Origin of the sequence: Actinomadura sp., assembly GCF_044508335.1 — a bacterium.
Classification (GTDB): domain Bacteria; phylum Actinomycetota; class Actinomycetes; order Streptosporangiales; family Streptosporangiaceae; genus Spirillospora.
In genome coordinates this window covers 1-10,364 of record NZ_JBIQHY010000006.1, presented here as the reverse complement: position 1 = coordinate 10,364, position 10,364 = coordinate 1, and the positions used below count along the sequence as shown (strand labels likewise).

Below are 10,364 nucleotides of genomic sequence, written 5' to 3'. Positions count from 1 at the left end.
CCCGAGCCGCCGGAGCCGCCGGCCGCGGTCGACGCCGGCGTCTGGGCGGACTATCCGGCCGGCCCGTCGTTCCTGCGCGCCCTCGCCGGAGGGCGGGCGCCCCGCGCGGTCTGGACGGCGCTGCCCGGCCCCGGCTGGACCGCCGCCATCGCGCGGGCCGTCGCCGCCGCGCTGAGCGGCGGGCGCGGCGCCATCGTGGTGGTCGCCGACGGGCGCGACGTGGCGCGGGTCGACGCCGCGCTCAAGGCCGAGCTGGGGGAGGGCCTCCACGTCGCCCTGACCGCGGAGCTCGGCCCCGCCGAGCGCTACCGCCGCTGGCTGGCCGTCCTGCGCGGCAGGGCGCGGGCGGTCGTCGGCACGCGCGCCGCCATGTTCGCGCCCGTCGCCGATCTCGGGCTGGTCGTGCTGTGGGACGACGGCGACGACGTCCACGCCGAGCCCCACGCGCCCTACCCGCACCCCCGCGACGTCCTCGCGCTGCGCGCGCACAGGGCGGACGCGGGGGCGCTGATCGGCGGGTTCACCCGGACCACCGACGCGACGCAGCTGGTGGAGACCGGCTGGGCGCACGCCCTCTCCGCCGGCCGGGACCGGGTCCGCGCGGTGATGCCCCGCGTCCGGTACGCGGGGGAGGACGCGCAGCTCGCCCGCGACCCCGCCGCCCGAACGGCGCGCCTGCCGAACGTCGCGTTCGAGGCGGCCCGCGGCGCGCTGGAGGGCGGGCCCGTCCTGGTCCAGGTGCCGAGGCGCGGATACGTGCCGGGCATCGCGTGCGGGCGCTGCCGCACGCCGGCGCGGTGCGGGGGGTGCCGCGGGCCCCTGTCGCTGGCGTCGTCCCACGCCGCCCCCTACTGCCGCTGGTGCGGGCGCATCGCGGGCGACTGGCACTGCCCCGAGTGCGGCTTCGTCCAGGTGCGGGCCGTCGTGGTGGGGGCCAAGCGCACGGCGGAGGAGCTGGGCCGGGCGTTCCCCGGCGTGCCGGTGCGGACGTCCGGCCGGGACGCGATCCTCGGACGGGTCGGCCCGGCCCCTGCCCTGGTGGTCGCCACGCCGGGGGCCGAACCGCCCGCGGACGAGGGGTACGCGGCCGCCCTGCTGCTGGACGGCTGGGTCCTGCTGGGCCGCCCCGATCTGCGCGCCGGCGAGGAGGCGTTGCGGCGCTGGATGAACGCGGCGTCGCTCGTCCGCCCGCAGGGGCCGGTGATCGTGGCCGCCGAAGGGTCGCTCCCGCCCGTCCAGGCGCTCGTCCGGTGGGACCCGGTCACCTACGCGGAGCGCGAGCTGGCCGAGCGGAGGGAGGCGGGGTTCCCGCCCGCCGCGCGGATGGCGTCGCTGACCGGCTCCCCGGCCGCCGTGCGGGAGCTCCTGTCCGAAGCCCGGCTGCCGGAAGGGGCGGAGGTCCTCGGGCCCGTGCCCGTCCCGCAGGCGGGGACCGACGCCCAGGAGAAGGAGCGCGCGCTGATCCGGGTGCCGCGGGCCGCCGGGCACGCCATGGCGCGCGCGCTGAAGGAGGCCCAGGGCGTGCGCAGCGCGCGCAAGGCCGCCGAGACGGTTAGGGTCCAGATCGACCCCCTGGAGCTGATCTGACCAATAGGGTTCTCGGGTGGCCGACAACTGGGTGGAGAGCACCGCCGGCGACCTGCGCCGGTGGGCGGACGAACGCGGTGAGACGCTGGACGAGCAGGGCGCCGGGATCCTGCTCGGCCTCGCGCGGGAGGAGATGGGCCTCGCGGGGCCTGAGGAGCTGACCCCGGACGGGGTCCGGGCGCTGCTGCTGGAGGTCTTCCCGGAGACCGTGGTCGCCGGGAGCGACGACGTCCCCACCGTCCTGGACGCCCTCCGCACGATCGTCGCCTACCTGCGCGACACCGCCGCCGTGACCGCGCCGGAGGCCGCCGCGCTGGCCGCCGAGATCGACCGGACCGAGCCCGAGTTCGCCGAGGTCGTCGCCGCGGTCGACGGCGAGGAGCGGCAGGCCGCCGCCGAGGTGATCAGCGGGCTGCTGCAGGCCGACGGGGTGTCCCTGGACGACCAGGAGGCCGTCGACGCGTGGGTGCGCGAGTTCGAGGCGCTGCCCGAGGCGGAGCGCTACGCCCGCACCGAGGAGTACCTGCGGCGGGCCGGCGAGCTGGTCGTCCCGCCGGTCCGCGCGGTGCCCCGCGCGGAGGCGGCCGCGGCGGCGCGCGGGTCGCGGCTGACGCGGGCGATGCTGGCCCTGGCCGACTGGACGGGGGAGCGCGCCCTCACCGAGCACGACACCCTGACCGAGGCGGACATCGGCGCCGCCGGCGCCGCCCTCGGCCTGGAGGCCCCGCGCCGCCACGGGCGGATGGAGGACGAGGGCGAGCTGGAACGGCTGTGGTGGGCCGCCGTCGAGGCGAACGTCATCACCGCCGAGGACGGCGCCGCCTCGCCGGGGCCCGCCTGCGAGGGCCTCCGGTCCGACGACGACGAGGAGCTGCTCGCCGCGTGGCTGCCGCTGTTCGAGGCCGTCGTGGTGCCCGGCCACGACTACGCGGACGGCCTCGACGCGCTGGAGCTCGTCCAGAACGAGATGACCGGCGTCCTCATCCACCTGTACGAGCAGGAGGAGCCCACCGACCCGCAGATCCTGGCCGGGGCGCTGCTCGGCCATGTCGAGGAGGCCTACGACCTGTCCGACGCCGAGGCCATGGCGCCCCTCGTCCGGGACGCGTTCCACCTGGAGCTCGCGACCCTCGCGGACTGGGGGATCGTCGAGGAGTCCGGCGGCGGGCGCGCGCTGACGCCGCTCGGCGTGTGGGCGGTCCGCGAGCTGCTGCTGGCCGACGGCTTCACCGCCCCCGTCATCGGCGAGCTGGCCGGCGCGCGCGCGTCCGAGCTCATCGCCGGGCTCACCTGGTACCGGCCGGAGGCCGCCGACGAGGAGATCGACGGGTGGCTGGCCGCGCACGACCCCAAGGACGCCGCCGCCGACCTGCTGGACGTCATGCGCACCGGCGGCCCGGGCGCCCGCAACCTGGCCGCCGCCGTCCTGCACCGCATCGGCCCCGAAGCCGCCGGCGTGGTGCGCGCGGCGCGGGAGCACCCGCTGGTCTCGCCGTACGCCGCGCTGTGGCTGAACGCCGTCGGCGACCCGTCCGGGCGGGAGCTGGCCCGCGAGGAGTACCTGTGGGTGTTCGTCGACACCGTCGCCGGGATGCTGGAGACCGCCGAGCCGCAGGAGGCGGTCGAGGCCGCGCTCATCGACGCGCCGCCGGAGGCGGAGATGAAGGTCATGGTCGACGAGCTGTGGCGCACCCACCATCCGGGCGTGGCCGAGGTGCTGGAGGCCCTGGGCGCGCACCATCCCGACAAGGCGACCGCCAAGGCGGCCCGCACCGCCGCCTACAAGGCGCGCTCGGCGCACCAGAGCGCGCACCGCGGCGTGTGAAGCGCCGTGTGAATCAGTACAGGATGTCTCCGTAGACTGGACGGGCACGTCCCGTTCGCAGGAGAACCTCGCAGGAAACGGAGTCCTCGTTGGCCGTCAAGCCCATCCGCCTCTTCGGCGACCCCGTGCTGCGCACGCCCGCGGAGCCGGTGAAGGACTTCGACAAGGAGCTGCGCCAGCTCGTCAAGGACCTCACCGACACGATGATCGACGCTCCCGGCGCGGGCCTGGCGGCCCCGCAGCTCGGCGTGGGCCTGCGGGTGTTCACCTACTACGTCGACGACGTGCTGGGGCACCTGGTGAACCCCACCCTGGACCTCACCGACGAGCAGGAGACCGACGACGAGGGCTGCCTGTCCCTGCCCGGCCTGGCGTTCCCCACGCCGCGGTCGGTCGGCGTGGTGGCGAAGGGCTTCAACATGCACGGCGAGCCCGTCACGCTGGAGGGCACGCACCTGCTGGCCCGCTGCGTCCAGCACGAGACCGACCACCTCGACGGGATCATCTTCATCGACCGGATGGACCCGGAGCAGCGCAAGGCCGCGATGAAGGCGATCCGGGAGGCCGAGTGGTTCGGCGACCCGGTCCCCGTCGTCAAGGAGTCGCCGCACCGGACCTTCGGGAAGGCGATCTAGGTGCGCCTCGTCTTCGCCGGCACCCCCGACACCGCGCTCCCGTCGCTGACGGCGCTGCTGGGGTCCTCGCACGAGGTCGCGGCGGTCGTGACCCGGCCGGACCGCCCGTCGGGCCGTGGGAGGCGGCTCAGGCCCTCTCCCGTCGCCTCGCTGGCGGCCGAGGCGGGCGTCGAGGTGCTCAAACCCGCCTCCGCCCGCGATCCGGAGTTCCTCGGCCGGCTCCGCGAGATCGCGCCCGACTGCTGCCCCGTCGTCGCCTACGGCGCCCTGCTGCCGCGCGAGGCGCTGGACATCCCCCGGCACGGCTGGGTGAACCTCCACTTCTCGCTGCTGCCCGCGTGGCGCGGCGCGGCGCCCGTGCAGCGCGCGATCCTGCACGGCGACGACATGACCGGGGCGTCCACGTTCCTGATCGAGGAGGGTCTCGACACGGGCCCGGTCTACGGCGTCCTCACCGAGCCGATCCGGCCGACCGACACCTCCGGGGACCTGCTGGGGCGCCTCGCCGTCGCCGGCGCGAGCCTCCTGCTCGACACGATGAACGGCATCGAGGCGGGCGTCCTCGAACCCCGGCCGCAGCCGACCGAGGGCGTGTCCCACGCGGCGAAGCTGACGCCCGAGGACGCCCGCGTCGACTGGCAGAGCCCCGCGCTGCACATCGACCGCCTCGTCCGCGCCTGCACGCCGGCGCCCGGCGCGTGGACGACGTTCCGCGGCGCGCGCCTCAAGCTGGGCCCGGTCCGCCCGGCGCCCGGCGCCGGGGAGCTGGCGCCCGGCGAGATCCGGGCGGGGAAGAACGAGGTGCTCGTGGGGACGGGGACGCATCCGGTCGCGCTCGGCGAGGTCCAGCCGCAGGGCAAGCGCGTCATGCCCGCCGCCGACTGGGTCCGCGGCGCCGCCCTCACCGGTGAGGACGCGCTGCACTGATGCCGCCCGCCCGCGACCGCCGACGCGCTCCGAACCGCAGGCCGGGCGGCCCCCGCAGGACGGGCCGCCCCCAGGACCTCGTCCGCCGCACGGCGTTCGACGTGATCCGGGCGGTGGAGACCCGCGACGCCTACGCGAACCTCCTGCTGCCCAAGCGCCTGCACGACCGCGGCCTCACCGGGCGCGACGCCGCCCTCGCCACCGAGCTCACCTACGGGACGCTGCGCGGCCGCGGCACCTATGACGCGGTGCTCGCGCTGTGCAGCGACCGGGAGCTGCGCCGCATCGACGCCCCGCTGCTGGACGTCCTGCGCCTGGGCGCGCACCAGGTCCTCGCCACCCGCATCCCGGCGCACGCGGCCGTGGGGACGGCCGTGGAGCTGGCCCGCTCCGTCGCCGGCCCCGGCCAGGCGAAGTTCGCCAACGCGGTGCTCCGCAAGGTCGCCACCCGCGACATGGACGCCTGGCTGGAGATCGTGGCGCCGTCCGACGCCGACGTCACGACCCGCCTGTCGGTCGCGCACAGCCACCCGAAGTGGATCGTGTCGGCGCTGCGCGACGCCGTCGGGCCGGGCGAGATCGGCGAACTCCTCGCCGCCGACAACGCCCGCCCGCGGGTGACGCTGGTCGCCCGCCCCGGCCGGGCCACGGTGGAGGAGCTCCGCGAGTCCGGTGCGGAACCCGCCCCGTACTCGCCCTACGCCGCCGTGCTGCCCGAAGGGGACCCGGCCGGCGTCGCGGCCGTCCGCGAGGGGCGCGCCGCCGTCCAGGACGAGGCGAGCCAGATGGTCGCCCTGGCGCTGACCGAGGCCCTCGTGGACGGCGCCGACGCCCGCTGGGCGGACCTGTGCGCCGGCCCCGGAGGCAAGGCGGGTCTTCTCTCCGCTCTCGCCGCCCAGCGCGGCGCGCGGCTCCTGGCCGCCGACGTCCAGCCGCACCGCGCCGCGCTCGTCCGCCGCGCGGTGGACGACCGCACCGGCGTGGTGGCGGCCGACGGCACGGTCCCCGCATGGCGGCCCGGGTCGTTCGACCGCGTCATGGTGGACGCGCCGTGCACCGGCCTGGGGGCGCTCCGGCGCCGCCCGGAGGCGCGCTGGCGGCGCGGCCCCGAATCGGTGGCCGAGCTGGGCGCGCTTCAGCGGAGCCTGCTCACCACGGCACTGGAGTCCGTCCGGCCTGGCGGCGTCGTCGCCTATGTGACGTGCTCGCCCCATCTGGCCGAGACCCGTGTAGTGGTGGACGACGTCGTGGGCAAGCGCGAGGACGTCGAACGGCTCCACGCGCCGGCCGTTCTGACGTCGCTCAGCCCGAACCTCACCGGCGTGGGGGACGGCCCGTACGCCCAGTTCTGGCCGCACCGCCACGGCACGGACGCGATGTTCCTGGCCCTCCTGCGCCGGACCTAGCCCCTGGGGGACCGACCCGTGCTCACCGGATTCTGGCTCTTCATGTCGTTCCTGGGGAGCGCGGGCTTCTACGTCCCGCTGCTGGTCGTGCTGTTCTGGTGCGCGGCGCCGCGCCTCGCCGCGCGGGCGTCGGTGCTCCTGCTGTTCGGCGCGATGCTCAACACGCTCCTCAAGCTGGTCTTCCACGAACCGCGCCCCTACTGGACGGACCCCTCCGTCAAGGGCGGGCAGTCGCTGTCCTCTTTCGGGATGCCGTCCGGGCACGCCCAGAACGGCATCGTGGCCTGGGGGTTCTTCGCCGCCCAGACCAAGCGGCGGCTCCTGTGGCCGGGGGCCGCCGTCATCATCGCCCTGATCGGGGCGTCGCGCGTCTACCTGGGGGTCCACTCGATCGGCCAGGTCCTCGCGGGCTGGGGCATCGGCCTGACCCTCCTGGTGGCCGCCCTCGCGGTGGAACCCGTCCTCGTCCCGTGGTGGACCCGCCGGCACCTGGCCGTACAGGTGGTCCTCTCGCTGGTGATACCCCTGCTACTGCTGGCAGCGGCCTGGGGAGCGTGGCACCCGCTCCGGGACTGGCAATGGCCGGACGCCTGGGCGCAGGCCGTCCAAGCCGCCGGGGGCGAGACCGGGCCCATCACCCTGGTCGACTCGGCCAGCGCCTCGGGCGGCCTGTGCGGCGGCCTGGCCGGCCTGTCCATCCTCGCGGCCCGCGGCTGGTTCGACCCCGGCGGCCGGGCCTGGCAGCGCCTGGCCCGGCTTCCGGTGGGGCTCGCCGGCGCCGCCGTCTTCGGCCTGCCCCACCTGCTGACCACCGGAACGAACCTGGTCCAGGCGTTCACCGTCCAGGCGGCGCTCGCCCTGTGGATCACGGCCGGGGCGCCCGAGGCGTTCGTCCGCCTCCGCCTGGCCTCCCGTCCCACCCCCGCCGTCACCCGGCCGGGTGAGGAGCGGGCGGAACTGCGCCAATAGACTCCGAGGCATCATGGCTCCTCAGATCTCACCCAGCATCCTGTCCGCCGACTTCGCCCGGTTGGCCGAGGACGTCGCGCGCATAGCCGACTCCGCCGACTGGGTCCACGTCGACGTCATGGACAACCACTTCGTCCCCAACCTGACCCTGGGGCTGCCGGTCGTCCAGGCGCTGCTGAAGCACAGCGCGCTCCCGCTCGACTGCCACCTGATGATCGAGGATCCCGACCGCTGGGCGCCGGACTACGCCGAGGCCGGCGCGAAGAGCGTCACCATCCACGCCGAGGCGGCGAAGGCCCCGGTCCGCACCCTGCGCGCCATCCGCGCCGCCGGTGCGCGCGCGGGCCTCGGCGTCAACCCGGCCACCCCGGTGGACGGGTTCGAAGACCTCCTCGGCGAGATCGACATGCTGCTCCTGATGACCGTCGAGCCGGGCTTCGGCGGGCAGCCGTTCCTGGACGTCGTGCTGCCGAAGATCCGCCGCGCCCGCGAGCTGATCAAGGGCCGCGACCTCCCCGTCTGGCTCCAGGTCGACGGCGGCGTCAGCGCCGAGACCATCGAGCGCTGCGCCGACGCGGGAGCGGACGTCTTCGTCGCCGGCAGCGCGGTCTACGGCGCCGACGACCCGGCCGAGGCGGTCCGCGGGCTCCGCGCGCAGGCCGAGGAGGCCACCGCGAAGGCGGACTGGTGATCCTGCCCTGCGCCGCCGTCCTGTTCGACGTGGACGGCACCCTCGTCGACTCCACGCCCCTCGTCGAGCGCGCGGCCCGCGAATGGGCCGCCGAGTACGGCATCGACCCCGAGGAGTTCCTGGCGGACGCCCACGGCCGCCGCACGAGCGACCGCGTGGCCGAGTTCCTCCCGCCCGGCCTGGTCGCCGAGGCCACCGCGCGCCTGGACGCCCTCGAATCGACCGGCACGGACGGCATCACCGCCCTGCCGGGCGCGGTGGACCTGCTGGCCGGCCTCGGCGGCCTGCCCCACGCCTTCGTCACCTCGATGGACAGGGCGCAGCTGGCGCTCCGCACCGGCGTGGCCGGCGTCCCCCTCCCGCCCACGGTCGTCACGGCGGAGGACGTCCCGGCCGGCAAGCCCGACCCGTCCGGGTACCTCCAGGCGGCCGCACGCCTGGGCGTCGACCCCGCCGACTGCGTGGTCATCGAAGACGCCCCGGCGGGCATCGCCGCGGGCCGCGCCGCGGGCGCCACCGTCGTGGCGGTCCTGACGAGCCACCCGAAGGAATCCCTGACCACGGCCCACCACACCGTCGAGACGCTGACCCGGGTGACGGCGGCCCCCGCCGGCCTCCGCCTGGCCACCTGACCGCCCCCGCCGGCGATCAGGAGGCGGGAGGCGCCGGCCGGGCGAGGACCACGCCGACGAGCCGCTCGGCATGGGCGCCGACCAGGGGAGACCTTGATGCGACCCTTCAGGCGTTCGCTCCGGAGGTGATCCCCAGGGAGGCGTGGAACATCTCGTGGACGCGGAAGCGCCGGACGGCGGCCAGGTTGAGGTGCTGGACCTGGTGGCTGCCGAGGAAGCGGCCGTTCTCGGCGGGCTGGGCGGTGAGGAGGCCCGCGCGCCACAGGATCTCGATGAGGTCGTTGGGGTCGCACAGCGGCAGCCATGACTCGGTGCCGTGCGTGGGGACGTCGCCGACGGCCAGTTCGAGGCAGAGCAGTTCCAGCTCCTCGCGGCCGAACGCGGGCGGGCGGCTGCGGAACACCTCGAAGACGCTCAGCAGGCCCGGGTACTGGGAGCGGTACTCGGCGGCGATGTCCTTCGTGCGCTCCGCGGAGTAGCCGTACTCGGACCGCTCGATCGCCGCGTACGGGACGGGCAGCCTCGCGATGCGCCCCCTGGCCTGGTCGAGCGCCTCCGAGCAGAACTGGATGAGCTCCCGTGGCCGGTACAGGGTCCGGTCGACCATGTAGCCGAACGAGGTGTGCCGCGCGCGGCCCGGCTGGCCGGCGAAGACCGCCGACCAGCAGGCGCGGGCCCCGGCGCGTTCGAGCGCGTCGGCGTCGAAGCCGTGCTCGCGCGCGGAGTAGCAGATCCGCTTGGCGATCAGCTCGAGCAGCGACTCCTCCGACCAGTGGATCTTCTCCAGCAGGTCGCGGTGCTTCTGCGCGTCCTCGTAGAGGGCCGGGATGTCGTCGTACAGCTCCTGCCGGAGCGAGACGTACACCCGCAGGTTCCGGTGCATCCCGTTGATCGACACGCACGCCTGGAAGAGGCCGGACACGAACGCCCTGGCGTCCTCGGAGGAGTCCCAGCCGCGGTCCAGCTCGTCGACGAACACCGCGACGCGCTGGCCGTCCAGCACCCGCTGCAGCGCCGGCATCAGGTTGTGGATCTCCTCCAGCTTGTAGAGGCGGTCCAGCTCCCGGGTGCGCAGCCCGGCCTCGATCGGGCCGAGCTTGATGGCCTCCAGCCGCTTCAGGTACGAGACCAGCAGCGACAGGGGGCCGAGCTGCTGCGCGCCGTGGCTGTCCCTGATGTAGCGGTGGATCTCCCGGCCGCCGCCCTTGGTCAGCCGCATCCCCTTCTTCGCCAGCGCCTTCATGACCAGGACGTAGATCAGGTACTTCCAGGCGGCGGCGTAGGCGCCGGTCTTGGCCCACGAGCCGGCGTGCTCCGCCTCCATCGTCGCGCTGAGCAGCTCGTAGGAGTAGTCCTCCGGCGACAGCTCGATGACGTGGCTGCCGGCGGCGCGCTCGCGCCTGGCCAGCACCTTGAAGATCGCGCTCTTCCCCGATCCCCGGTTGCCCATCAGGATCGTCTTCGCCCCGGACCGGACGCGCTGGTACGCCGCGGACTCCACGAAGTACTTCTCCAGCCCCCGCGAGATGTCGCGCTCCGCCGAAGGGGTGCCGAAGTCGAGGACGTCGAGGATCTTCGGCGACAAGGACAGCTTGGCCATGGGCCTCTTCCCCGAGTCCGCGGCGGGCCTTCAGTAAACGAGTTTCGCCCCGCCCCCCGGTCACGGCAAGACCCGCCGCGGGACGGGGTCAG

Annotated in this window: 9 protein-coding genes; 8 read left to right on the top strand and 1 reads right to left on the bottom strand. The window is 75.3% G+C overall.

Annotated elements, in window-relative coordinates; all coding sequences use genetic code 11:
* The 8 genes from ACIWVC_RS03895 to ACIWVC_RS03860 form a co-directional block, all read left to right on the top strand.
* On the top strand, nt 1–1,587 hold a 1,587-nt coding region (locus tag ACIWVC_RS03895), incomplete at its 5' end, for a primosomal protein N' (protein WP_396453796.1).
* Between the two features lie 16 nt (nt 1,588–1,603).
* Nucleotides 1,604–3,412, top strand: coding sequence for a hypothetical protein (locus ACIWVC_RS03890; protein WP_396453795.1), 1,809 nt, complete (start codon nt 1,604–1,606; stop codon nt 3,410–3,412).
* Between the two features lie 89 nt (nt 3,413–3,501).
* The gene (gene def, locus ACIWVC_RS03885) at nt 3,502–4,047 is read left to right on the top strand and encodes a peptide deformylase (protein WP_396448037.1); all 546 of its coding nucleotides are present in this window, start codon (nt 3,502–3,504) and stop codon (nt 4,045–4,047) included.
* Nucleotides 4,048–4,974 carry a methionyl-tRNA formyltransferase gene (gene fmt, locus ACIWVC_RS03880; protein WP_396448038.1) on the top strand — a complete coding sequence of 309 codons (927 nt, stop codon included), beginning with the start codon at nt 4,048–4,050 and terminating at the stop codon, nt 4,972–4,974.
* The gene (locus tag ACIWVC_RS03875) at nt 4,974–6,380 is read left to right on the top strand and encodes an RsmB/NOP family class I SAM-dependent RNA methyltransferase (protein ID WP_396453794.1); all 1,407 of its coding nucleotides are present in this window, start codon (nt 4,974–4,976) and stop codon (nt 6,378–6,380) included. Before fmt ends, ACIWVC_RS03875 begins: the two co-directional genes overlap by 1 nt.
* 18 nt (nt 6,381–6,398) lie before the next feature.
* Nucleotides 6,399–7,349, top strand: coding sequence for a phosphatase PAP2 family protein (locus tag ACIWVC_RS03870; RefSeq protein ID WP_396453793.1), 951 nt, complete (start codon nt 6,399–6,401; stop codon nt 7,347–7,349).
* A 13-nt stretch (nt 7,350–7,362) separates the two neighbouring features.
* Nucleotides 7,363–8,040, top strand: coding sequence for a ribulose-phosphate 3-epimerase (rpe, locus tag ACIWVC_RS03865; protein WP_396448041.1), 678 nt, complete (start codon nt 7,363–7,365; stop codon nt 8,038–8,040).
* On the top strand, nt 8,037–8,672 hold the full coding sequence (locus ACIWVC_RS03860) for an HAD-IA family hydrolase (RefSeq protein WP_396448042.1): 636 nt from the start codon (nt 8,037–8,039) through the stop codon (nt 8,670–8,672). Before rpe ends, ACIWVC_RS03860 begins: the two co-directional genes overlap by 4 nt.
* 106 nt (nt 8,673–8,778) lie before the next feature.
* Here the strand turns inward: ACIWVC_RS03860 and ACIWVC_RS03855 are convergent, their stop codons facing one another.
* Nucleotides 8,779–10,272 carry a P-loop ATPase, Sll1717 family gene (locus ACIWVC_RS03855; protein ID WP_396453792.1) on the bottom strand — a complete coding sequence of 498 codons (1,494 nt, stop codon included), beginning with the start codon at nt 10,270–10,272 and terminating at the stop codon, nt 8,779–8,781.
* Nucleotides 10,273–10,364 lie beyond the last annotated feature (92 nt).

What these genes read in the sequence shown, in the direction of transcription:
- ACIWVC_RS03875 (WP_396453794.1), top strand. Translation starts at nt 4,974, where the DNA reads ATGCCGCCCGCCCGCGACCGCCGACGCGCTCCGAACCGCAGGCCGGGC.
- ACIWVC_RS03855 (WP_396453792.1), bottom strand. Translation starts at nt 10,272, where the DNA reads ATGGCCAAGCTGTCCTTGTCGCCGAAGATCCTCGACGTCCTCGACTTC.
- rpe (WP_396448041.1), top strand. Translation starts at nt 7,363, where the DNA reads ATGGCTCCTCAGATCTCACCCAGCATCCTGTCCGCCGACTTCGCCCGG.